Origin of the sequence: Eubacterium xylanophilum ATCC 35991 (assembly GCF_000518685.1) — a bacterium.
Classification (GTDB): Bacteria; Bacillota; Clostridia; order Lachnospirales; family Lachnospiraceae; genus Eubacterium_F; species Eubacterium_F xylanophilum.
In genome coordinates this window covers 26,917-49,974 of the sequence record NZ_JAEB01000001.1, presented here as the reverse complement: position 1 = coordinate 49,974, position 23,058 = coordinate 26,917, and the positions used below count along the sequence as shown (strand labels likewise).

The window sequence follows — 23,058 nt, the reverse complement described above, 5'->3', positions numbered from 1 at the left end:
AAATACCTCGCATCAATTCAATTATATCACATCCATGAAAAAAAGGCACTAAAAAAGAGACGGCCCAAAGGCCGCCCCTCCAATAAAACGATTTTGATATCATCAATAAACAGCCAATACTGTTCAAATACTCATTACTGAAGCAAGCTAAGAGCTCCCTGAGTTGACTGATTAGCATGTGCAAGCATTGATGTTGCAGCCTGCTGGATGATGTTATTCTTAGAATATGTTGTCATCTCATCAGCCATATCTACATCGCGGATCTGACTTTCAGCTGCCTGCATGTTCTCTGCAGCGTTGTCATCGTTCTTGATTGTGTACTCAAGACGATTCTGCTGAGCACCGAGAGTAGCACGAGACTCTGAAAGTTTTACTATATCATCATCCAATGATTTGATTGCATTCTGTGCTGCTGCTTGATCAGCAATTCCGTCAACACTCATTTCTCCTGCAGTCCAACTAATAGTAATAGTATCACCTTTATTAGCGCCTACCTGCAATGTAGTGCCAGCACTAAAACTGCTATCCCCATTGATTGCTTTTCCGTTGAATGTTGTCGAAGCACCAATTCTAGTGAATTCATCGCTAAGTTGCTTGACTTCAAGATTAATTGCTTTGATATCATCAGATGTATTAGTTCCATTAGCAGCCTGAACTGAAAGTTCTCTAGCTCTCTGAAGGATAGCATGCTGCTGATCCATCATACCTTCAGCTGTCTGGATAAGTGAGATACCATCCTGAGCATTATCTGAAGCTCTCTTAAGACCTCTAACCTGTCCTCTCATTTTCTCAGAGATAGCAAGTCCAGCAGCATCATCAGCTGCACGGTTAATTCTATAACCACTTGCCAGTTTCTCTGTTGATTTAGCTAGGGCGGTTGAACCGATTCCTAACTGTCTATTAGCGTTCATTGATTGAATATTGTGTTGTACTATCATAATAATTACCTCCTTGTTTATCCGCCGCAAATCCTTTTGCGGGGTCGTTTTATTTTGGGATTCACCCTTTCGGGTTGTTATAATGAACTATAGGTTACATCTGCAGCAGCCGGGCCCTGTGCTCCTTCAGTAAACACTATAGTCTATTATTTCATAGATTCTTGTAAAGGTTTATAGCAACACTTTAACATAAAGTGTTGTGAAAAATGGAAAAAAATATACATACATCTTATTATATAGTATACTTATTAGAGGCATAAATATTTCTATGCGTACTATAAACACTAGGAGGGATACTGTGGGTACTACGAGACCAATAAAAGACTTAGATCAAATCAAAAAATTTAGAAATTACTATATTGATACGGAATATAAACCCCGAAATTACGCGCTTTTAGTCGTGGGCTTGAACTCTGCGCTTCGAATCAGCGATCTTCTCTCGCTAAAATGGCAAGATGTCTGTGACGGCAAATCTTTTCGAAAGCACATCATTATAGTAGAAAAGAAAACCGGAAAGGAAAATGTAATTGCCATCAACCGAAGTGCGGCGGAAGCTTTGTTTACATACTATCAGACGCTTGACCATCCAAGCCTCGGCGATTATATCTTCGAAAGTCGCAAAGTTGCCAACAAGCCAATCGACAGATATCAGGCTTATAGAATTATCAGGAAGGCGGCGGTTGCTTGTGGCCTTGGCAAAAACATAAGTTGCCATTCCCTAAGAAAAACCTTTGGATACCATGCCTGGCAAAATGGAGTGCCGCCTGCCATGCTAATGAGCATTTTTAATCACTCATCTTATAACATTACCAGACGATATCTTGGAATTGAACAAGATGACAAAGATAAAGTTTTTCGAACAATAAGTCTTTAGAAACCAGAAAAATGTTCCGATAACTATATTGCAGGCAGAGATTACCGCCTTCGGAAAATTTTTTAAAAAAATTTAAAAAAAGGTGTAAAGTAAATACAATCTCTGTCGATATATATGTTGTAAGCAACACAACACTTTATGTTAAAATGTTGTATTGCAAAAAAGTTGAACAGCATAATGAAACCGTCAAAGGTTGAAAGTGACCGACTATTTTCCTAATGGAGCACAGGATCCGGCTTCGGATGGAGAATCGAACGGTTCATTATATATCCCGGTAGGGATGAAACTATAATTAATAAAACGACCCCACAAAAGGATTTGTGGTGGATAAACAAGGAGGTAATTATTATGATAGTACAACACAATATTCAATCAATGAACGCTAATAGACAGTTGGGAATTGGAACAAATGCCCTAGCTAAATCAACAGAGAAACTGGCAAGTGGTTATAGAATTAACCGTGCAGCTGACGATGCTGCTGGACTTGCAATCTCTGAGAAGATGAGAAGTCAGGTTAGAGGCCTTAAGAGAGCTTCAGATAATGCTCAGGATGGTATCTCACTTATCCAGACAGCTGAAGGTATGATGGATCAGCAGCATGCTATCCTTCAGAGAGCAAGAGAACTTGCTGTTCAAGCTGGTAATGAGACCAATACTACTCAAGACGTTGGAGCTATTAACACAGAGCTTACACAGCTTAAGGCGGAATTTGAGCGTATTGGAACTTCAACAACATTTAATGGAAAGGCTATTTCTGAGTTCAATAATAAGAAGCTTCAGGTTGGTGCCAATGCAGGTAATGATAACGTAATTCAGATTTCTCTTGCTTCAAACACAATGAGTGACGTAACAAGTCTTACTGATAATGCAAGTGCGCAGACAGCAATCACGAATTTGGATAATGACATTAAGACATTGTCTACAAACCGTGCTACACTCGGTGCTCAGCAGAATCGTCTTGAGTACACAATCAAGAACGATGACAACGCTGCAGAGAACATGCAGGCAGCTGAAAGTCAGATCCGCGATGTAGATATGGCTGATGAGATGACAACATATTCTAAGAATAATATCATCCAGCAGGCTGCTACATCAATGCTTGCACATGCTAATCAGTCAACTCAGGGAGCTCTTAGCTTGCTTCAGTAATGAGTATTCAAACAGTATTGGCTGTTTATTGATAAGACAAATCGTTTTATTTTCGCAAATGTGAGAAAGAGTCGCGCCATCGGCGCGACTCTTTTGTATGTTTATCTAAATAATTTTTTTCTGTCAAACTATTCACGTTTCATCTCTTTTCTCAATTCCCTAACCTCCTCTAGGCTCATTCCCTGATACTCCGAGATTTCCTTATCTGTCAACTTCCCACCCTCTATCATTCTATACGCTACTTCTTTCTTGCTTTCTTTCAGGCCTTCCTCAAAACCTTCTTTCCAGCCATCTTCATAACTCTCTTGCATTTTCATATCCAACGTCATGTACTCAGCCCTCCATTCCTTGTTTCTTCTAGCTCTATCTACTGCCACTTCAAGTTTCCTCATGAATTCATCTCTACGATACATGCTCCACTCTCTCGATTTCCACATCCAGAATTGTCTCTAACAATGTCTTACATATCTCTAGATTGTCCATCACCTTGTGGAACATAAAATCATCCGTAAACTTTAGTTCTTCATCTCTTTCCTCAGTTCCCTAACCTCCTCTAGGCTCATTCCTTGATACTCCGAGATTTCCTCATCTGTCAACTTCCCACCCTCTATCATTCTATACACTGCTTCTTTCTTGCCATCTTTCAGGCCGTCTTCATAACTCTCTTGCATTTTCATATCCAACGTCATGTACTCAGCCCTCCATTCCTCGTTTCTCCTGGCTCTATCTACTGCCACCTCGAGTTTCCTCGTAAAATCATCCCCAGGAGATTCTCCTTTCATATACTTTAGGAAATTTGTAGTTCCTGGTTTTAAGCCCTCTAAGCTCCCCTTGGCATTAACAAATATCTTTGCTGTTTCATCCCCTAGTTCTATACTCGTATCCGCATCACATTTATATGTGAATCTATAGATCGGCAGTCCTGCTTCAAACAAGTCAAAACCACATAAGAATATGACCATACTTGACGGCAAATCTGCGTACTTGGAACCTTTATCCAACAAGTCTATGTCTATCGCTCCCTGATAATACCTTGATCTTTTAGGCAGGTCACCTCTCTGTAGAATCTGCATCTCTATGTCATATACCTTATTTACATTTTCCTTTAGGTATACATCCAATCTTACTCCCTTTGATCCTACCGATACTTCTATTACTTTTTGATACGATACATGCTCCACTCTCTCGATTTCCACATCCAGAATTGTCTCTAGCAATGTCTTACATATCTCTAGATTATCCATCACCTTGTGGAACATAAAATCATCTGTAAACTTTAGTTCTTCGTATTTCTTTCTCAAGCTTTCTACTCCTTTATTAAATTTTTACAGGGTCCCTATTTACACATATTCTAACATCTTTAAACGCCCTTTGCAAGCCTTTTTTCACATATTTTTAATTTTGACATTTGATGGTATTTTTTTGTCTTTTTATGTCAATTTTTACCTTTATATTTTTTCTTTATCTTATTATATTCTCTTATATTCAACTCAGTACAATACATTATCTCCTCATCTGTTAATTTTCCAATCTCTAAGAGCTTATGAACCACATCCTTTTTTTCTAGCCCTCCTGCCATTTGAGGTGTAATGCATCCGTCTTCCATTGCAGTATAGTATCCATCCCAATATTCATCATCCATACCCGTGTGACCTCCTTATTTTCATTTAATTGATAAGATTCATTGTATCATATGTTTAGTTTCATCGCAACACAATTAATTGTCTTACGACCGCAGGGAGTAAGACCAGCAATATGCGTTTATTGTCTTACGACCATAGGGAGTAAGACCAGCGATATGCGTTTCCGATAATTGTCTTACGACCATAGGGAGTAAGACCAGCAATATGCGTTTCCGATAATTGTCTTACGAACGACGTGAGTAAGACCAGCAATATGCGTTTCCCGAAAAAATCCCGCAGTAGCCACTGGCCACTGCGGGATTGATTATCTTATATTTGGTTAAATCTATATTCTAAGAATTATCCAATCTTAGCTGTGCTAACCTTTACTCCAGGTCCCATTGTACTTGAAAGAGTTACGCTCTTCATGTACTGTCCCTTAGCACTTGCTGGCTTAGCCTTTACGATGGCATCCATAAGTGTGTTGAAGTTGTCCTGAAGCTGCTCAGCTGAGAAAGAAGCCTTTCCAACTGGAACATGAATAATGTTAGCTTTGTCAAGACGGTACTCGATCTTACCTGCTTTAATATCATTAACAGCCTTTGTAACATCCATTGTAACAGTACCTGCCTTAGGGTTTGGCATCAAGCCCTTAGGTCCAAGGACACGTCCAAGGCGACCTACAACACCCATCATGTCAGGAGTAGCAACAACTACGTCAAACTCGAACCAACCCTCGTTCTGAATCTTAGGGATGAGTTCCTCTCCACCTACAAAATCAGCTCCAGCTGCTTCAGCCTCAGCCAACTTATCTCCCTTAGCAAATACGAGGACACGAACAGTCTTTCCTGTACCGTGTGGCAAAACAACCGCTCCACGAACCTGCTGGTCTGCGTGACGTCCATCTACACCGAGACGGATATGTGCTTCTACTGTTTCATCGAATTTTGCAACTGCTGTTTTCTTAACAAGGTCAATTGCCTCTTCTGGTTCATACTGAGTCATGCGATCGATCAATTTTGCTGACTCTTGGTATTTCTTACCTCTCTTCATAAATAAAAACCTCCTAGTGGTATTAGCGAACATTTTTAGGATTCAATGTCTCCCACAACGTCCTTATGACATTAGTTCTCTTTTGCGATGCGAAAATTTATGTTTGCCTGATTCTCTCGAATCGGCGGTTTGCTTGCAATTTCTTGCAAGATGTTCGTTCTTATTACTCTTCTACTGTAACACCCATACTACGAGCTGTTCCAGCAATCATACTAATTGCAGCTTCAATGCTACCTGCATTCAAGTCAGGCATCTTGAGTTCAGCGATCTTCTGAAGTTCATCTTTTGAAATACTTGCAACTTTCTTTCTGTTAGGCTCACCTGAACCTGACTCAATCTTACAAGCCTTCTTAATCAAAACTGCAGCTGGTGGAGTCTTAGTTACAAAACTAAAACTTCTATCAGCGTATACTGTAATAACAACAGGGATAAGCATTCCCTCCTGTCCAGCAGTCTTAGCGTTGAACTCCTTAGTAAACTGAACAATATTTACACCATGCTGTCCAAGTGCAGGACCAACAGGTGGTGCTGGAGTTGCTTTTCCAGCTGGGATTTGCAATTTAATATATCCTTCAACTTTCTTAGCCATTTAAGTTGTCCTCCTAAATTATTTATATCTTTTCTAATTCTGAGAAATCAATCTCAACCGGCGTTCCACGACCAAACATATCAATAACGATAACTGCCATATGTTTAGCTGGATGTACTTCTTGTACAACACCTTTGGTATTTTCCCAAACACCAGTAGTAACCATTACTTCGTCGCCTATGCTATATGGAGCCTCCTCAGCTTTTTCAAGGAATCCCATGTTGGCGATTTCCTCATCTGTAAGCGGAACCGGTTTTGATCCTGGTCCAACGAAGCCCGTAACACCTCTTGTATTACGCACCACATACCAGGTCTCATCATTCATTACCATGTTGAGAATTACGTATGCAGGGAACATTTTCTTCTGCACCTGCTTTTTCTCACCATTCCTCTCCTCAACAACTGTCTGCATAGGTACCATAACCTCAAGTATCTGATTCTGAAGATTGCGATTTTCAATTGTTTTCTCAATATCAACCTTAACCTTATTCTCATAACCAGAATAAGTATGTACTACATACCATTTTGCTTCTTCTGCCATAGTAACCTCCAATTAATTAAACACCTAGCACTTTGTCAATGCCAAGACGAATGATCCAATCAATACCTGCAATAACAGCGCCAAGGACGATAGATACAACGATAACCAAAGCAGATTGCTTGATGAGATCGTCCTTCTTAGGCCATGTACATCTCTTGAATTCTGCTTTAATGTTTTTGAAAAAACTTCCATTGCTCTTAGCTTTTTCTTCGCTCATTCTACACACATCCTTTCTTCAGACACTACACAAAATTATTTAGTCTCCTTGTGTAATGTGTGCTTTCTGCAAAATCTGCAATATTTTTTTGTTTCCATTCTGTCCGGATGGTTCTTCTTATCTTTGGTCAAGTTGTAGTTTCTCTGCTTGCACTCTGTGCATTCCAAAGTTATCTTAGTACGCATCTCGTCACCTCCGTATTTTTACTAACATAAATTTAGGCATAAAAAAAAGACCTAATTCATCGCCATACTAGAATAACACAGTCTGACTATGCACGTCAAGTCTTTTTTTCAAATTTCTCATTTTTCTTTAGTCGATATTCAAGTAATCAAGGACTATTTCCGTCGTCGGTCTGTCCTGTTGATCCAGGAAAATATTCCGCGCATCCTCTACATCTCTGAGAACAGCATCAATTTTCTCCCCTCCCTCAGACACAGCTTGGATAAAGTCCAACAAATCTCTCATTCCATCGATCTTCCAGCCTGCCAAACTCTCCCTGACATCCTCAAAGACGCATGTATTGTGCTCAAAGAACTCTCTAGCATCTCCCAACGTAAGGCCGATCGGCTTGCCTGTCACCAAATAATCAAAGTATATGGAAGAGTAGTCCGTTATCAAAGCAAGAGAATCTCTAACAATACTGTAGAGGGATTTTTCTCTCGCTTTAAGGTACTCGTCATCTGCCACAATCACGTTAGACAGCTTTACGCGCTCAAATACGCCCAGATCTTGTGCAGGGTGGGGTCTAAATAGCATCTTGACTCCTAGCTTCTCTAAACAGGCATTAAGGGCCTTCAAATCCCCCTCGTTTTCCACCTCGGGCATTCCATATGGAAATCTCGTCTCGGTGGCCGGACCATTTTTCTTGTGTTGCCTGTAAGTTGGCATCCAGATGATGTATCTCTCGTCGCTCTCAGAATCGCCCTTCAACTCGTCATTTCTGGGATACCCAATGGGCAACAGCTTCTCCTCGGGAATTCCTATCGTGCCATGATAGAAATCCATCCAGTACTTTCCAAACATGAGATAGTAATCTACATCTCCTATTTGTTCTAGGTTTGTATAGCTCTTCACGTACTTAATCGGCATGCCGTGACCCAGGTGAATTCTCAGTTGCCCATCTCGCCTCTTGTAGATATAGCGGTTGCAATCACATATGCAACGGGTTCTATAGAGCACCAGAAGTCGCTTTATCTTCATGGAAAATGTTCCGCCATCCAGGGGAATCCTCTCCACATTTTCCGGCAAGTCCATATCATCTTCTGTCGTCATGTCATGAACCATCCAATATATGGGATGATTTTTGTTGTATCCCCTCTTTATCAATTCCCTATAAATAGCATAGGAATTGTCCGAAAAGTCGGGATGACTCTCCAAAACAATTCCCTCTTTTATAGGTAGGAGACAAAATACTTTAAACAATAAACTCTTGATACTCATCCGGTCTCCTCCTAGGTATTTTCTATCGGGCTGTCGCCTTAATAATTCTTCTATATAGTTTTGGGCTAATCATCATAGCTCTCAGAGCTATCTTGCGATTTCTTCCGATATATGGATTCTTGATTATAGAAGAAAAATTTTCTTTGAACCACTTGTATTGTTCTTCTTTTCGGAGTTTCCTCTCGCTGAGAACATACTTATCATATACGCGGAAATGAGCGATAAACTGCCTGAAACTCACTTCTCTGTCAAGGCCGCATCCAGCAAGCATCTCCTCTATTCTCTCGTAGGCAATTATAACATCATAGTCGCGCTTAGAAAAGTTAGCAGTTGTGAGACTTCCCTCGCGACGATTATAATGATATAGTGGCTTGGTATCAACAAAAACACGCTTCATTCCCTTTAGAACTCCCACAAGAGCCACTGCGTCTTCTGCTATGCTGATGTCCGTTGGGAAAAACTCCGTCGGAATCGCATCTCGTCGAAAAATCTTGCACACTGGCCCGGCAAATGCTATTTTGTTAATCAATATCTCACGAATTGCCCCAAGACCGCTGAGATTCACCTTGACGCGTTCTTCCGGGAAGTTTCTCGTTCTGCCGTCGGGATAATCGTAAATAGTCCCACAAAACGCTGACTCGCAGTCATTATTTTCCACGCTATCGACCAAAAACTCCACCATGTCGGGCTCGATAGTATCATCACTATCGACAAATACAACATACTCTCCGGTGGCCTCAGAAATCCCATAATTTCTTGTCCTACTTACTCCCACATTATCTCGGTGAAAGACTTTGACTTCTCTTCCCTCCGTCGGAATATTTTCCCCGGAAGGCTTGACGTACTTGTCACAGATTTCGCCGCTATTATCTGTAGCCCCGTCATCTATCAACAAGAGCTCTATATTCTCATATGTCTGTGCAATTATGCTTTTTATGCAAGCATCCAAATATTTCTCACAATTATATACCGGCACTATCACCGACACTTTTGCTCTTTTTATCATCATAAATGCAACCACCTATATAACCCAACGCCCACCAGAAGAGCATTGTCTCAAATCTGTATGAAGTAAACACTCCCACATTGAAGAAATAGAATACAAAACTCGAAACCACCCAGAAAACAGAGAGGGCAAACGCCGTATTGGTGCAAAACTTCTTCATGTTTTTCAAGGACATAATCAACAGGTACGCAAGGAAGATTATCATCATTCCCGCTCCAAGAATACCCGTCTGCACAAAGGCCAACAAGTACATATTGTGAGTATTGTACTGTCTGTCTGCAAGGTATGAGTTTGGATCTTTTTTCTTGGCATACTCCAAAGCACCTCTGGCAGAAAATCCCGTAAGAGGACGATCCTTGAGAAGCTCCGTGTAGTCCATCCATATTCTGAATCGACTGTTGGAAATATTCTCTTCCGTCACATCCTCGCGCTCAAATTCTGTTTCTACATCGCGCTCAGGAGTCACTGCATAGCCAACTCCCTGGAAAGCGAAGAGAACTATAAAATACAGAGCTAGCGCTCCTCCAACAGCAACTGCTGCCCTGAGAGCTGCCCAACCTATGGATTTCAAACTGAATATCGTACCATTTTTCACATATGTGTAGTAAACTGACGCCACTACAAGCGAGCAAAGAATCGTTACATATGATGATCTCGACACAGAAAGCACGATATATACCACATTTACCACAACACTTATCACGAACAAAACTTTGATGATTTTGCTATTTACCTTTTTATAAAGATAGACAATCGCCCCTATAAACAAAAATGAGATAAATGCCGCATAGTTTGGATCGGAAAAAACGCCGAAGAGACGTCCCGACATAATTCCCTGACGGCTTGGTCTGTTAAAACTTGAGAACCAATAATACCCCTTGTAGTTGATAAAATACGTCCACAGAGACAAGGCACATCCTATGTTCCATACATAGAGTCCGAACAAAACCACGCGCTTGAGAATATAGTCGAACTGAGCCTTGTCAATGGCTCTTCCCAATAGGTAGAAATCAACGATAACCAGACCTATCTTAACTGACTCCATAAGGTTACTGCCAAATCCCAAATCTCTATTGGCAACAACACTCAATGCGAGAAATAGAAAATATCCCGCCAAGAATATAATGTCAATTGAAACCAGCTTTTTTCTCAACACCCATACCAGGTAGGCCGCCATGATAATGCCACCAATCCACATAAAGCGATAGAATTCCAACACTTTCGTGGTCGCCAGCATGACATCGGATATAATCTCATATCCCGTCATCAGAATACATATTCTATTGCCGAGAATATATATTGTCAAAAAAACCATATAGGCAGTTATAGCTACAAGCGCCCTTTTACCGAGCACACTCGATGTTTTATTCACTTTTTCTTCCTCCATAGAACCCACTCTAATTGCCTTTTCTTCCATTTCTTATAACCTTTCTAATTAAAAAATTCATGCTGTCGACAATTATAGCACATTGAAGAATGCAAGTCAAATTCGACGGAAATATTGACATGCCCGCGCAAAATCAATATAATATGGTTATTAAACAGATAGGATGTGAACCTTTTGAACAAAAAAGTACTTAAGACATGTGAATACGATAAGATAATTAATATGTTGGTGGAAGAGGCAGATTCGCCCTTGGGCAAAGACAAGGCTGCCAGACTCCGCCCTTCTTCTGATATAGGTGAAATCACTGCGATGCAGGCCGAGACAAGCCATGCGTTAAATAGAATATTTCACAATGGAGCCCTTTACTTCAACGGTCTGACGGATATCAGACCATTTTTGACTCCTCTCGAGAAAGGAGGAACCCTTGGAATCAGCGAACTTTTGCGCGTCTCAGCCCTTCTGGCTTGTGCCAAGAGAGCGACAGATTATGATGCCAAGGAAGAGGGCAAGGACTTTCTATCAGGTCGATTCGAGGGCATCAATCCCCTTCCGGATATTTATAGAGAGATCAACCGCTGCATAATCTCCGAAGATGAGATTAGCGACGATGCCAGCGGCGCTCTCAAATCCATCAGACGCCAGATAAAGACAACAAATGACAAGATTCGTGAGCAGCTCACCAAGGAAGTAAATGCCGCCGGAGATAAGCTCAGAGACAGCATTATCACCATGAGAAATGGTCGCTACTGTCTGCCTGTCAGGCAAGAGTACAAATCAGCTGTTCCCGGCATGATTCACGATCAAAGCTCTACGGGATCCACCTTCTTCATCGAGCCAATGGCAATTGTAAAACTCAACAACGATTTGGCAGAGCTAGCCATCAAAGAAAAAGAGGAAATTGACAAGATTCTTGCTGCCATCAGCGCCCTTTGCGCCCCGGAAGCAGAGACTCTTGAGAGGAATGTGATATTGCTTGCTGAACTTGATTTTATCTTTGCCAAGGGAAAGCTGTCCAAGAAAATGCAAGCCAGCGAACCGAACTTTTCCGAGAATTACATAGAGATTAAGAAGGGACGTCATCCACTTATTCCAAGAGATAAAGTGGTTCCAATCGACGTCACTCTCGGCCGAGATTATAAACTTTTGATTGTCACCGGTCCAAACACGGGCGGTAAGACCGTGTCACTTAAGACTGTCGGACTATTTACCTTGATGGGGCAAGCGGGCCTCCACATACCGGCATTTGACGGATCACACCTCTGTGTATTTGAAGAGGTCTACGCAGATATCGGCGATGAACAGAGTATCGAGCAGAGTCTCAGTACCTTCTCATCCCATATGTCAAATACCGTTTATATCCTCAACAGGGCCAACAAGCGAACCTTGGCGCTGTTTGACGAACTTGGGGCGGGAACCGATCCCGTAGAGGGTGCCGCATTGGCCATATCAATCCTTGACAATCTTCTAAACCGTGGCGTCACAGCCATGTCAACTACGCACTACAGCGAACTCAAGGAATATGCTCTGAGAACCAAAAATGTTGAAAATGCTTCTTGCGAGTTTGACGTGGAAAAAATGCAGCCAACTTATAAGCTCATTATAGGTGTCCCGGGAAAGAGTAACGCTTTTACTATTTCTCGAAAATTGGGACTTTCTAAGGATATCATAGATCATGCCAAGGGACTTGTAAATGAAGATGCAAGGAGCTTTGAGGACGTGATAGCAAACCTTGACAAAACACGCAAGGAACTTGAAATCGAGAGACAGAAGGCGGCAAATTATCGCGATAACATAGAGCGTCAAAAGAAGAATTTGGAGGCCAAAAACGAGAGAATCGATAATGCAAGAGAGCGCATTCTCAAAAAAGCCAACGATGAAGCCAATGAGATCTTGCAAAAAGCCAAGGATTTTGCAGACGAATCCATTCGAAAATACAACAAGTGGATGAATTCAGCAGGTCCGGACATGAGCGTAATGGAAGCAGAGAGAGCTGCCCTTCGCGCAGAATTGGATAAAACAGAGACCAAGTCCGCCGGTATATCATCTGGCAAAAAGCCCAAAAAAGCCGCCGAAAATCTTGCAATCGGCGACGTAGTTATGGTTCATTCTATGGGAATCAAGGGAACAGTCAGCACTCTCCCCAACAGCAAGGGTAACCTCTTTGTTCAGATGGGAATCATGCGCTCCGAAGTTAATATAAGCGACCTAGAGTTCCTAGAGGATGAAACCAAGATGAAAACCAAGGAGAAGAACAAAGAAAGAAGTGAAATGGGCAAACTTCGAATGAGTAAATCCATGTCCGTCACATCTAGCATTAATCTCATTGGAAAAACGGTCGATGAGGCAATACCTCTCCTAGATAAATACCTGGATGATGCATATCTTGCCAAACTAAGTCAGGTCACCATCATCCACGGTGTGGGAACAGGCGCCCTCAGAAACGCCGTTCAGGCCCATTGCAGAAAGCAAAAAAATATAGCCACTTACCGTCTCGGTGAGTACGGCGAAGGTGGCTACGGCGTAACAATCGTTGAATTTAAGTAGTTTTCCAATGAAGCCTGTGCAACTCTCCCTCAGTGTTAAGGGTCTTAAAATCAAGCTGTCTCATAGCTTCATATGCAAATATTGCAACTGAATTTCCTAGGTTGAGTGACCTCGTATCCTCAAACATAGGAATTCGGACGCAATTCTCTTCATTATCTACAAGGATTTCTTCCGGAATACCAGCACTCTCCTTGCCAAACATAATAAAACAACCATCCTCATACTCAGCTTCCGAGTATATCTTCTTTGCTTTTGTGGTTGCCATATATATCTTGGCTCCAGCATTTTTCTCCATGAAATCACTGTAACTGTCATATATTTCATAATTAAGCTTAGGCCAATAATCTAGCCCTGCTCGCTTAACTTGCTTTTCATTAATTCTAAATCCCATCGGCTCAATTAGGTGTAACTTCGCACCGATTGCGACGCAAGTTCTCCCAATATTACCCGTATTGGCTGGAATCTCTGGCTCAAGTAAAACGATATTAATCACAACTTTACAAAAACCTCCCTATCATGATTCAATTATCTTCTTTCAGCGCCAAGAAAAGGTCAACTTGAATATCTCCAACACCCATAGGTACACACAAACTCTTGACATATGTGCTTTTAAATTCCACTTCACCGTGAGATAGAGTTGGCGGTGTAATGTCTATGCCTATTCCCTTTGCAGAAAATACAGTAGCTGCATTGCCCATAATCATATTCCCCAACTCGCTCAATGCACTCGCTGCAAAATCATCAATCTGCAAGACTTCCATCATACACATCTTCGATGCAACCCCACATGCATTCTTCTCGTCCATCGCAAGTAGCACTTGCCCTTTGATTTCTCCGGTAACGCCAATGATAATTACCCATATATCATCGCCAAATGTCGTTTCTTTGATGATCGGTCTCTTGACTTCAACATCAATGAAACACACATCTTGTATTACTTTCTTAGCCGCCATAAGAAAAGGATTAACGTGTTCTGCCTTTAATGTAGCCATCTATTAACTCCTTTCTCAGCGAAATCCTACTAACATACTATTTCTCATACATAATAATTTTATCATAAAGACTATAAATTGTCTATAAATTCTTGTATCTTATCTAATGCAACCTTTAAGTCCTCTATAGAATATGCATAAGAAATTCGCAGGAAACCTTCCCCACATACTCCGAAAGCAGTTCCGGGAACTACAGCCACATGCTTCTCCTCTAGGAGTCTTGTGGCAAACTCCTCGCTTGACATTCCGAACTTCTGAATATTTGGAAATACGTAAAATGCTCCAAATGGTTCAAAACATGGAATTCCCATCTCGCTAAATTTCTCCATCAAAAACTGCCTTCTCTGGTTGTATGCGACCCTCATTCTCTCTACGTCTTTCATTCCGTGTTCAAGCGCCTCTATAGCTGCATACTGACTAGTCGTAGGTGCACTCATAATCAAAAACTGATGAATCTTTATCATCTGCTCGATTATCTTACGAGGTCCCGCTGCATAGCCTAATCTCCAACCTGTCATGGCAAATGACTTAGAAAATCCATTGATTACCACTGTTCTTTCCCTCATGCCGGGAAGACTGGCAATAGATACGTGGTCTCCACTATATGTAAGTTCTGAGTAGATCTCATCTGACAAAACATACAGATCTTTCTCGATAATCACCTCAGCAATCGCCTCTAACTCCTGACGACTCATAACCGCACCTGTTGGATTGTTTGGAAATGGAAGAACCACCATCTTAGTCTTGTCTGTGATTCCGCCCAACAGCTTCTCGGGAGTGAGTTTAAACTTGTCTTTCTCCTCAAGGCTAATCCTAACCGGTTTTCCTCCTGCCATCTGTACACATGGCAAATATGACACAAAACAAGGCTCCGGTATAATCACCTCATCGCCCGGATCCAGCATTGCGCGAAATGTTCCGTCAATCGCCTCGCTTCCCCCCACCGTAACGACAATCTCGTCGGCGGAATATTTTACATCTATTCTCTTCTTAAGATACTTGCAAATCGACTTTCTCAAAGGCAAGAGTCCCGCATTAGCTGTATAATACGTTCTTCCCTGTTCCAACGAATATATTCCCTCTTCTCTAATATGCCATGGGGTGTCAAAGTCAGGTTCTCCCACACCGAGGGAAACAACATCGTCCATGTTACTTGCCAAGTCAAAAAATCTTCTAATTCCTGATGGTTCTATCTCCTGTACCATTTTTGATAATGGATCTCTCATAATGAATCTTCCTTTCTGATGAAATGACTGAATTGTATGCTCACGCTATCGCGACCAACAATCATTAAGGGGTAATAAGCATTCTCTCATCTTCGCTTCCCTGTTCTACAAGAGACAAGCCGTATTCCTTGTATTTCTTGAGAACAAAATGTGTCGATGTGCTGAGAATCGACTCCATCGGGGAAAGCTTGGTCGCCACGAACATCGCGACTTCCTTCATGGTCCTTCCCTTAATCATGACAGTCAGATCAAATCCACCACTCATGAGATATACGCTCTCTACTTCGTCGAATTTGTATATCCTCTCCGCAATCTTGTTAAAGCCTGTTCCACGCTGCGGTGTCACCTTAACTTCGATAAGCGCAGTGACCATATCATTATCTGCATTATCCCAGTTGATAAGTGTCGGATAACCACAGATAATCCCTTCACTTTCCATCCTTGAGATATAATTTTCTATTTCCTCTTTTGTTGTATTAAGCATCGCCGCCAAATCTTCACTGGATACTTTAGAATTGGTAGATATAATATTAAGTATTTCTTCTTGTCTCATATAAAACTCCTTTCCGAGAGTATATCAACACCAGGATCTGCCCGGAGGCACGAGATATCGCTTCTCGCCTCGCTGCAACATAACCCTCTCTGTTCCCTTAGTCAAATATCCAATAACGCCGATCAAACCAAAGTACTGCGGATAATCTCGCAAGAATTCATCCACAAATTGCATGCCATTGGTCACCGCCGCAAACCCTATTCCCCTCGCGCTTATCTCATAGGGATTCAAGTCGCGAGATTCTAAGATTTCTACTACTTCCTGCATTATCGGAACATTTTCGAAGTGGATACATATTCCCGAATCCTCTTCTTCTGCATATTGCCAAAAATTGTGCAAGATTCCATCCTCGCTTGCCAGAAAAATATTCCGCCCCTGAGACTGCAATCTCTCAGCCACATCTTTCAAGCACGATTCCGCGAGTTTTCTATTCTTCAACACCCTTTGGACCACGAATTCGTCAAATCCACTTGCCATATCGACATCGACAGCTCCAAGCCCGATGCTCGATACCATCAAAACATCCATGCTATTCTCCTACTTGGTCATTTCCCTGACCTGCCGCCTCACTTCTGGCATTGTCTACATTGGCATTATTGCCGACATTGCCTGCTCCGGCATTTGAATTATTCGCATTTCCTGCCCCATTACTCACTTTTGAAGAATTCTTAACTCTTGTCTTTCCGACATTTTCGTCGTCATCCTCATCATCATTTATTTCAGGCGCCTTAGTGGCAGGTGGCTGAGTTGCAACCACTGCTTCCTTAGTACCCTTAACTATATATCTAGGTGATGCAGCGTAATTACTTGAATTCACCTGCACCTTACTCTCTTTTCCATTTTCCGTTACAATCTTCCACAGCGAAGCTTTGCATCCCTTGTGAGCCTCCTGAGTCACGGCAACATAGGACTTATACTTTGTATTGTCATAAGTCACCTTGTCCGCTCCCGGCTCTATCTCCTGTTCAACTTTTGACTCAAAGCGAATGGTTCTTCCCTCAGGTCTTGTCTCTTCTCCGTAGATATTGAAGTATATGGTGCCATTGTAGACCGAACCCTCTATGTAGAGTGGCACATCGGTATTATTCTTGAACTTAAAATCTTTGTAATCCCCGGCCATAGCCGCATCCATAGATGGCTGAACATAGCTTACAACCATGGAATGTGGGCTTCTTGATACAATCTCAAGCTCCGCTCTGAGGACTGCATTGTAAAGAGTTGTAGACACTTGGCAAACTCCTCCGCCAGCTGTCTCCTCAACCTTTCCATTGTTGTATGACGCAGCCTCGAAGTAACCATTTTTCTTAGTAATCGGCCCTATGGTCTTGTATACAGAAAATACTTTTCCCGGATAGATGACCGAACCATTTATCAACTTCGCAGCATTAGCGAGATTCTTGCTTCTATTGACATTGCCAGGATTGTATTCCGTAGAAAATGATCCGATCTTGTCCTTACACCTCTTAACCAACTTCTTGGAATACTTAGGCTCTGCAACCTCGACCGGAACAACTACCTTAATCAGGCCATCTCCGCTCTTTTCCTCATTTACCTTGGTTGCAATCAACTCTACAGTAGACTCCATCTCCATCTTAACTCCCGGGCGGGAATTAGTATATACAAACTGACCATTTTTTCTCTTGATCGATGCATTTTTAGCCTTTGTACAGAGCTTTCTGCATTCTGTCTTGACAAAATCTGTCAGCACGTCCTTGTCAAACTCAACTTCAAAACCATACGAAATCTCGCCGGCTGCTGCCTTTTTGATTTCACCATAATTCTCTGCAATTCCTCCGCGCTTTCCGACTTTCAGCGCCTCGCCAATTGCCTTATCAACAGAATATGCATATCCAATCTCACCCAAGTTTGAGACCACACTTTTTCCATTAATATCCACTTCTATTGCTCTGCTCTTCTTCTCAAGCAATAATGACTGAACCGCCGCAGATGCCTCACTTCCGGTCATCCCGCCAACGTCAATCGTCTCGATTCGAACCCCTTTGGTAATCCTGTCTGCCGCCGGCTTAATGCTATTGTACGAAATATACATGTAAAGCAAAATCACCATAAACATAAACAAGATGAGAAGGCTCGCAAACAATCTTCTAATCCTCAATCAAAAGTCCTCCCTTGCATAATTGTCTATGCTGTAATAAAATATATTATATTGATGGTGCAAATGATGCAACTATACCTGCAAGCATGGCAATCACCAATATACCGCAGATAATACCTGCGACAAAACGCTGCTTTTTCTTGTTCAACATTGTTATTCCTCCCTTTTTAATAAAGCTTGTGAAATGTTTCGAACCATTGCAGCACACAGAAAGGATGTACCACAAATGATTTTTAATATACCAGTCCCAATTTTTCTCATAATCTTCGCTATTGCAGGTGCTTGGATTCTATATCAACGAACCAAGTCAGACAAGCTGGAGCGCCGAGAAACCGAGCGATTCTGGGACCGCGAGGAACAGGCAAACCACACCCGATCCAAGGATATATCAGATCTTCCGCTACTCAAGGTAAACTCCTCCGAGATTCCTCTGCCGCAGACGGAAGATGCAAATATCAATCACTATCAAGCGCTAGTAATGAAACTTATTGACAGACCCATGTTGGACTTGTCAAAATATACTAACACAGATTTAAAGTTATCATATGGCGTGGGAAATTTCAAGACCTTATGCGATTTTGATGAAAATTTTTTTTCATTTACAAAATCTCTCAAAAATCTTGCAAAGGCTTATCGAACTGCTGATATGCCAAAGGAAGCCGAAACTGTTGAGAAATTACTCCTCGACCTTCCCAACCGATGCGCAGTAGACATTGATCCCGACACCGACGCCAACTAAGCACCAAAACAGCGGTGCCACTGCAATCACTGAATCATTGGCAAGCCCCGTCAACATATAGGAAAATGTTCCGACAAGAATTCCCGATTGCATCCTCCTAACCGCGGGCTTTCCATATCCTTTTCTATATATTCCAACAGTTGTAAAAACATAAACCAAGAACAATCCCACAAAAGCGAGAAGCCCTAGCAGACCATTTTGCACAAAAATCTGCAAGTACATATTGTGCGGCTTCGTCACCACTGATCCCGAGTAGCCCACATTTTCAAGTCCCACATAATCATAATTGGGAAACTCATAGACAAATGTTCCCGATCCGCATCCAACAAATGCATGTTTCCCAAGAAGCGGCAATGTTCTTGACCATATATAACCGCGCCTGCTGGCAAAGTGCATATGATTCTTAAATCCCTTCGTCTTTATATCTCTGATGTCATCAAGCTTTCCAAAAGCATTGCAATATCTGTAGTGAACAACACTAAAATCATTCTTTTCATCGCCTTTTTTGCTCCAGTCGTGATCATCTACCATCACGACTGAATAGTGATGCCCATCCCCGGGAGTGTCAATTCCAAGTTTCATATAGATTCTATTATCCAAGGGAAATGTTCCGCGTGTCAGCTGAATCTTCTCAAATCCCTCTATAGTATAAGTATTACTCTTGTCATATACCGGCACGATGTCCCCTTCATCACACGTCACACCGGCCTCTTCATCCGGATTATATGTCAGCATCAATTCGCCGTCCTGTGTCGTCAAAACAATTCCATCCTCGGCATCCTCAATCTTTGATATGAAGAAATTATCCTTGCTGGAATTAAAAATCTTATTTATTCCATAATTAAATACTTCCCTATTACTCACCAAAACTCCGATCACAAGAATCGCCACTGCTGCCGCCCCTCCACAGATTTTAAGGAGGTTTCTCCTTGGATTGATGAGATTTACAATCAGTGCAATTACAGCCCCTCCACCGAGGGCAACCATGCCTGTCAGAGACTCGCTTCCTACGAGCATAATTATCAACAACACACAAGTAACTATGGCAATGACGCTTTTCACTATGTCAGAAATATTTTTCTTAAACCAAATAAATGAAGCAATAATCGGAAACATCAGCGCCACATAGGATCCAACATAATTGGGATTGAACATAGTCGAGTAGACGCGACCATTTTCAAAGTTAAAACTAATCTTTAATTCCTCATTGCTCATAAATGTGAGTACCTTGTTTCCAAGTTCAGTCCTGAAAAAATCATGACCAAAGGCTTGAGGAGCGCTTAGCAGCGCCAGAGCAAATACTCCCCAGAGAATGGCATGTTTTATGATTCCAAGTTCTCTCTCCCCATTCACAGTCAAAGCAGCTATGACAAATATGATGATATAAGTCATGATGATAAGAGATCCCTCCCATTGATCATATCCTCCCCATATGGCCTCATGCTTATGATTCGAGAGAGCCAGCGACAATGCCACCATAATTGTATATGCTCCAATCAACCCAAATATCTTGAGATCAAACATGCGATATCCGGTAGCCGCTGCAAAAGAGAGTTTTTCCCTGTCTCGCCTAATCGCCATCATCACTCGATAAAATACGATAAGAACCAACGCAGTAGCTACTATCAAAAGGGCAATCCCCTTCCAATACAGGAAAAAGTCAAGCCTCGTCTCTCCCTCGCCAAACCAATTGTACTTGGAGAGATCTAGCTTAACCCTTTTTACCGACACCAACAGAGGGACGATTGCAATGACAATAGCCAGCAATACCGCCTCTCCGTAGTTTATTCTCTGTTTGATACTGTTATCCATCAAAATGTCACTCCTCAATCTCAGTCTCGTCTAATTCTATATGAAATGCTACCTTCTTCACACCATCTCCATCAACCCAAATCCTACCACTGTGTCTCTCAACAATATTCTTGGCAACGATGAGTCCCAATCCCGATCCATCCTTGTCCCCGTGATTATTAGCTCTATAGAATTTTTCAAATACCGCATCCCATTCGCTCTCCGGAATCGGTATCCCCTCGTCCTCTATTGTAATATTTATCTTCTTGTCCTGACGCACAATCGATATGTCGACTTTCGTGTCAGAATCCGCATACTTCGCCGCATTCTCAAGTATAATCACAAAAAGCTGCCTGATTCTGTCGTAATCACCAAATACAAACGACCGCTCATCGTTATACGTAAGCTCCGGAAAAATGTTCCGCTCGTCCATAATCACTCTCAGCGCCCTCAGCGAGTCCTGCATAACAGCAATTACATTAATCGGCTCCTTCTCCAATTCAAAGTCTGGATTCTGCATCTTGGAAAGAATCAAGAGGTCTGACACCAAGCGCTCCATACCTGTGCACTCGTGGAGAATCCTCTCGTAGTACTCCATTTTCTTATCTTCATCCTTGACAATGCCGTCAGCCAACAACTCTGAATACCCTTTAACAACAGTAATAGGCGTTCTCAGCTCATGTGAGACGTTAGAAAAGAAGTCTCTTCTGTTTCTCTCCAGGTTGTCTCTGAACTCCTCAGCTTCCAAAAGCCTGTCAGACAGAATATCCATGCTTTGAGCCAACATTCCGAGCTCATCTCTTCTGTTGACCTCTGATTTTTTCTTATAATCGCCCTCAGACAAGTCGATAGCCATCTCCTTGAGCTTGATGATCGGCTTGACAAGTCTCCTGGAAAAGTATGTTGCCACAATCAACGAAATCAAAAAGGCAATGACAATACTGAATGTCATATACCCCTGGTATTGATAGAGAGAGCTCTCGCGGTACTCCATCTGACCATTTACCAAAACCGCGCCGACAACCTCGCCCTCCTGGGCCAAAATAGGCGTCGCCACGTGCATTATGTCAAGTTCATATATCTGATCTCTGCTGCTATAACTCTTGGTCTTCCCCTGAAATGCCATATACAATAGCGCCTTGGTCTTCTCTCCGGCATCCTCGACATCACTGATCTTCACATTTGCCAGCTCTTCCTTGAGAGGTGTCTTGGAATTGGGGTTCGAGACAATCCATATATCAGCATTTCGGATTTCTCCAAAGTCTTCTAGCGCACTTAGGTATGAGTTTAATCCCTTATTATCTGATTCCTCCGACGCATCGTAGACATGCTCGGACACCGTGCTGGCCAAACTCTTCAGTTCATCCTTGTACAGATTCATGATATTGTGACGATTGAATCTCGTGTAGATGAGGCCGGCTACCGCCGTAAATGTAATCAGAGTAATGACAAACAGAAGGGCAACTCGCCAGAATATTTTCTTCATTAATCACTACTCCTCTAAATTTATCTCGAACTTATATCCGAGCCCCCAAATAGTCTTAATCTCCCAGCTTGGATGCTCAACTTTGTCAAGTTTGGACCTCAGCCTCTTGATATGAGAATCCACAGTTCTACTATCTCCGAAGTAATCCTGTCCCCACAAACTGTCCAGCAAATTATCTCTCGTAAATACCTTGCTAGGGTTGCTTGCAAGAATCCACATCGTCTCAACTTCCTTTTTGGTGAGCGGAATCTTTTCCGTGCCTATAAATACATTATATGAATCAATATTGATTGTAAGATTGTCAACCGTCATGCTCTTTTTCTGGCTGTCATCCTCTGCTCTTCCTATTCTTCTCTGCACGGCGCGTATTCTGGCCATAACCTCACTAGGACTAAATGGTTTGACGACATAATCATCCGCACCGATATCAAGCCCCATCACGCGCTCATAGTCTTCACCCTTGGCAGTTATCAGGATGATTGGCACATCTGAAACTTCTCTTATCTTCTTGCAAACCCCATAGCCATCAAGCCCCGGCATCATAATATCCAAGAGAACGACCGCAGGATTACACTTTTTAAACATGTTGATGGCCTCTATGCCATCATTTACCATTATGGGCTCATAGCCTTCCTGAACCACATAATTTCCCAATACTTCACAAATATCTTTATTATCGTCTGCAATTAAAATATGCTGCATCTTTCTTCCTCCTAAACAAAATCGTGTTTTGCGCAAAGCTTTCCATATGTATTATCGCGCTTCATTATGTCAAAATTATATCACAGTCGA

General features: G+C 42.0%; 25 protein-coding genes. 4 read left to right on the top strand and 21 right to left on the bottom strand.

Annotated elements, in window-relative coordinates:
* Window positions 1-134: 134 nt before the first annotated feature.
* Window positions 135-938: a flagellin N-terminal helical domain-containing protein gene (locus L877_RS0100275; protein ID WP_026834376.1), complete on the bottom strand. Its 804-nt coding sequence runs from the start codon at window positions 936-938 to the stop codon at window positions 135-137.
* A 298-nt stretch (window positions 939-1,236) separates the two neighbouring features.
* Between L877_RS0100275 and L877_RS0100270 the strand changes: the two genes are divergently transcribed.
* Entirely contained in the window at window positions 1,237-1,812 is a 576-nt protein-coding gene (locus L877_RS0100270; RefSeq protein ID WP_026834375.1) for a site-specific integrase, read from the top strand.
* A gap of 348 nt (window positions 1,813-2,160) precedes the next feature.
* Entirely contained in the window at window positions 2,161-2,961 is an 801-nt protein-coding gene (locus tag L877_RS0100265) for a flagellin N-terminal helical domain-containing protein (RefSeq protein ID WP_026834374.1), read from the top strand.
* A 128-nt stretch (window positions 2,962-3,089) separates the two neighbouring features.
* Here L877_RS0100265 and L877_RS11575 read toward each other — a convergent pair whose 3' ends face one another.
* From L877_RS11575 to L877_RS0100205, 11 genes are all read right to left on the bottom strand, one after another.
* Complete coding sequence (locus L877_RS11575; protein ID WP_026834373.1) at window positions 3,090-3,374, bottom strand: hypothetical protein; 285 nt, start codon at window positions 3,372-3,374, stop codon at window positions 3,090-3,092.
* A 102-nt stretch (window positions 3,375-3,476) separates the two neighbouring features.
* Window positions 3,477-4,262 (bottom strand): Rpn family recombination-promoting nuclease/putative transposase, encoded by a 786-nt coding sequence (locus tag L877_RS11570; protein ID WP_034784708.1) that lies wholly within the window; start codon window positions 4,260-4,262, stop codon window positions 3,477-3,479.
* A 134-nt stretch (window positions 4,263-4,396) separates the two neighbouring features.
* Window positions 4,397-4,603: a hypothetical protein gene (locus L877_RS0100245; RefSeq protein ID WP_026834372.1), complete on the bottom strand. Its 207-nt coding sequence runs from the start codon at window positions 4,601-4,603 to the stop codon at window positions 4,397-4,399.
* A 340-nt stretch (window positions 4,604-4,943) separates the two neighbouring features.
* The gene (gene rplA, locus L877_RS0100240) at window positions 4,944-5,636 is read right to left on the bottom strand and encodes a 50S ribosomal protein L1 (RefSeq protein ID WP_026834371.1); all 693 of its coding nucleotides are present in this window, start codon (window positions 5,634-5,636) and stop codon (window positions 4,944-4,946) included.
* A gap of 163 nt (window positions 5,637-5,799) precedes the next feature.
* Complete coding sequence (gene rplK, locus L877_RS0100235) at window positions 5,800-6,225, bottom strand: 50S ribosomal protein L11 (protein WP_026834370.1); 426 nt, start codon at window positions 6,223-6,225, stop codon at window positions 5,800-5,802.
* A gap of 22 nt (window positions 6,226-6,247) precedes the next feature.
* Entirely contained in the window at window positions 6,248-6,766 is a 519-nt protein-coding gene (nusG, locus tag L877_RS0100230) for a transcription termination/antitermination protein NusG (protein ID WP_026834369.1), read from the bottom strand.
* A 16-nt stretch (window positions 6,767-6,782) separates the two neighbouring features.
* On the bottom strand, window positions 6,783-6,983 hold the full coding sequence (gene secE / locus L877_RS0100225; protein ID WP_026834368.1) for a preprotein translocase subunit SecE: 201 nt from the start codon (window positions 6,981-6,983) through the stop codon (window positions 6,783-6,785).
* Between the two features lie 35 nt (window positions 6,984-7,018).
* Entirely contained in the window at window positions 7,019-7,168 is a 150-nt protein-coding gene (gene rpmG, locus L877_RS0100220; protein ID WP_026834367.1) for a 50S ribosomal protein L33, read from the bottom strand.
* 127 nt (window positions 7,169-7,295) lie between these two features.
* Window positions 7,296-8,426, bottom strand: a complete 1,131-nt coding sequence (locus tag L877_RS0100215) for a CDP-glycerol glycerophosphotransferase family protein (protein ID WP_026834366.1) — start codon at window positions 8,424-8,426, stop codon at window positions 7,296-7,298.
* Between the two features lie 22 nt (window positions 8,427-8,448).
* Window positions 8,449-9,435, bottom strand: a complete 987-nt coding sequence (locus L877_RS0100210; RefSeq protein ID WP_026834365.1) for a glycosyltransferase — start codon at window positions 9,433-9,435, stop codon at window positions 8,449-8,451.
* A complete protein-coding gene (locus L877_RS0100205) occupies window positions 9,389-10,804 on the bottom strand; it encodes an O-antigen ligase family protein (RefSeq protein ID WP_169729775.1) in 1,416 nt (471 codons plus the stop codon). The genes L877_RS0100210 and L877_RS0100205 overlap by 47 nt, the downstream gene beginning before the upstream one ends.
* 189 nt (window positions 10,805-10,993) lie before the next feature.
* Between L877_RS0100205 and L877_RS0100200 the strand changes: the two genes are divergently transcribed.
* Window positions 10,994-13,363 carry an endonuclease MutS2 gene (locus tag L877_RS0100200; RefSeq protein WP_026834363.1) on the top strand — a complete coding sequence of 790 codons (2,370 nt, stop codon included), beginning with the start codon at window positions 10,994-10,996 and terminating at the stop codon, window positions 13,361-13,363.
* On the opposite strand, the gene L877_RS0100195 is transcribed toward L877_RS0100200, so the two are convergent.
* The 6 genes from L877_RS0100195 to L877_RS11565 form a co-directional block, all read right to left on the bottom strand.
* On the bottom strand, window positions 13,356-13,856 hold the full coding sequence (locus tag L877_RS0100195) for a tRNA (cytidine(34)-2'-O)-methyltransferase (RefSeq protein WP_026834362.1): 501 nt from the start codon (window positions 13,854-13,856) through the stop codon (window positions 13,356-13,358). The genes L877_RS0100200 and L877_RS0100195 overlap by 8 nt on opposite strands.
* Before the next feature lie 28 nt (window positions 13,857-13,884).
* A complete protein-coding gene (locus tag L877_RS0100190) occupies window positions 13,885-14,355 on the bottom strand; it encodes a chemotaxis protein CheX (RefSeq protein WP_026834361.1) in 471 nt (156 codons plus the stop codon).
* A 71-nt stretch (window positions 14,356-14,426) separates the two neighbouring features.
* Window positions 14,427-15,581, bottom strand: a complete 1,155-nt coding sequence (locus tag L877_RS0100185) for an aminotransferase class I/II-fold pyridoxal phosphate-dependent enzyme (RefSeq protein ID WP_026834360.1) — start codon at window positions 15,579-15,581, stop codon at window positions 14,427-14,429.
* 64 nt (window positions 15,582-15,645) lie between these two features.
* Window positions 15,646-16,134 (bottom strand): Lrp/AsnC family transcriptional regulator, encoded by a 489-nt coding sequence (locus L877_RS0100180; RefSeq protein WP_026834359.1) that lies wholly within the window; start codon window positions 16,132-16,134, stop codon window positions 15,646-15,648.
* A 24-nt stretch (window positions 16,135-16,158) separates the two neighbouring features.
* Window positions 16,159-16,662, bottom strand: a complete 504-nt coding sequence (locus L877_RS0100175) for a hypothetical protein (RefSeq protein ID WP_026834358.1) — start codon at window positions 16,660-16,662, stop codon at window positions 16,159-16,161.
* A gap of 1 nt (window position 16,663) precedes the next feature.
* Window positions 16,664-18,250 (bottom strand): VanW family protein, encoded by a 1,587-nt coding sequence (locus tag L877_RS11565; protein ID WP_051437581.1) that lies wholly within the window; start codon window positions 18,248-18,250, stop codon window positions 16,664-16,666.
* 226 nt (window positions 18,251-18,476) lie between these two features.
* On the opposite strand from L877_RS11565, the gene L877_RS14015 reads away from it, so the two are divergent.
* Window positions 18,477-18,989, top strand: coding sequence for a hypothetical protein (locus L877_RS14015; protein WP_156922942.1), 513 nt, complete (start codon window positions 18,477-18,479; stop codon window positions 18,987-18,989).
* On the opposite strand, the gene L877_RS0100160 is transcribed toward L877_RS14015, so the two are convergent.
* The 3 genes from L877_RS0100160 to L877_RS0100150 are packed head-to-tail and all read right to left on the bottom strand — an operon-like array spanning window position 18,927 to window position 22,968.
* Complete coding sequence (locus tag L877_RS0100160) at window positions 18,927-20,801, bottom strand: O-antigen ligase family protein (protein ID WP_026834357.1); 1,875 nt, start codon at window positions 20,799-20,801, stop codon at window positions 18,927-18,929. The genes L877_RS14015 and L877_RS0100160 overlap by 63 nt on opposite strands.
* Window positions 20,802-20,808: 7 nt before the next feature.
* On the bottom strand, window positions 20,809-22,266 hold the full coding sequence (locus L877_RS0100155; protein ID WP_026834356.1) for a sensor histidine kinase: 1,458 nt from the start codon (window positions 22,264-22,266) through the stop codon (window positions 20,809-20,811).
* Window positions 22,267-22,272: 6 nt separating this feature from the next.
* On the bottom strand, window positions 22,273-22,968 hold the full coding sequence (locus tag L877_RS0100150) for a response regulator transcription factor (RefSeq protein WP_026834355.1): 696 nt from the start codon (window positions 22,966-22,968) through the stop codon (window positions 22,273-22,275).
* Window positions 22,969-23,058: the final 90 nt, after the last annotated feature.

Coding starts and splice junctions, on each gene's coding strand:
- L877_RS0100275 (WP_026834376.1), bottom strand. CDS start 938: ATGATAGTACAACACAATATTCAATCAATGAACGCTAATAGACAGTTA.
- L877_RS0100265 (WP_026834374.1), top strand. CDS start 2,161: ATGATAGTACAACACAATATTCAATCAATGAACGCTAATAGACAGTTG.
- L877_RS11575 (WP_026834373.1), bottom strand. CDS start 3,374: ATGTATCGTAGAGATGAATTCATGAGGAAACTTGAAGTGGCAGTAGAT.
- L877_RS0100245 (WP_026834372.1), bottom strand. CDS start 4,603: ATGGATGATGAATATTGGGATGGATACTATACTGCAATGGAAGACGGA.
- rplA (WP_026834371.1), bottom strand. CDS start 5,636: ATGAAGAGAGGTAAGAAATACCAAGAGTCAGCAAAATTGATCGATCGC.
- rplK (WP_026834370.1), bottom strand. CDS start 6,225: ATGGCTAAGAAAGTTGAAGGATATATTAAATTGCAAATCCCAGCTGGA.
- nusG (WP_026834369.1), bottom strand. CDS start 6,766: ATGGCAGAAGAAGCAAAATGGTATGTAGTACATACTTATTCTGGTTAT.
- secE (WP_026834368.1), bottom strand. CDS start 6,983: ATGAGCGAAGAAAAAGCTAAGAGCAATGGAAGTTTTTTCAAAAACATT.
- rpmG (WP_026834367.1), bottom strand. CDS start 7,168: ATGCGTACTAAGATAACTTTGGAATGCACAGAGTGCAAGCAGAGAAAC.
- L877_RS0100215 (WP_026834366.1), bottom strand. CDS start 8,426: ATGAGTATCAAGAGTTTATTGTTTAAAGTATTTTGTCTCCTACCTATA.
- L877_RS0100210 (WP_026834365.1), bottom strand. CDS start 9,435: ATGATGATAAAAAGAGCAAAAGTGTCGGTGATAGTGCCGGTATATAAT.
- L877_RS0100190 (WP_026834361.1), bottom strand. CDS start 14,355: ATGGCTACATTAAAGGCAGAACACGTTAATCCTTTTCTTATGGCGGCT.
- L877_RS0100185 (WP_026834360.1), bottom strand. CDS start 15,581: ATGAGAGATCCATTATCAAAAATGGTACAGGAGATAGAACCATCAGGA.
- L877_RS0100180 (WP_026834359.1), bottom strand. CDS start 16,134: ATGAGACAAGAAGAAATACTTAATATTATATCTACCAATTCTAAAGTA.
- L877_RS0100175 (WP_026834358.1), bottom strand. CDS start 16,662: ATGGATGTTTTGATGGTATCGAGCATCGGGCTTGGAGCTGTCGATGTC.
- L877_RS14015 (WP_156922942.1), top strand. CDS start 18,477: ATGATTTTTAATATACCAGTCCCAATTTTTCTCATAATCTTCGCTATT.
- L877_RS0100160 (WP_026834357.1), bottom strand. CDS start 20,801: ATGGATAACAGTATCAAACAGAGAATAAACTACGGAGAGGCGGTATTG.
- L877_RS0100155 (WP_026834356.1), bottom strand. CDS start 22,266: ATGAAGAAAATATTCTGGCGAGTTGCCCTTCTGTTTGTCATTACTCTG.
- L877_RS0100150 (WP_026834355.1), bottom strand. CDS start 22,968: ATGCAGCATATTTTAATTGCAGACGATAATAAAGATATTTGTGAAGTA.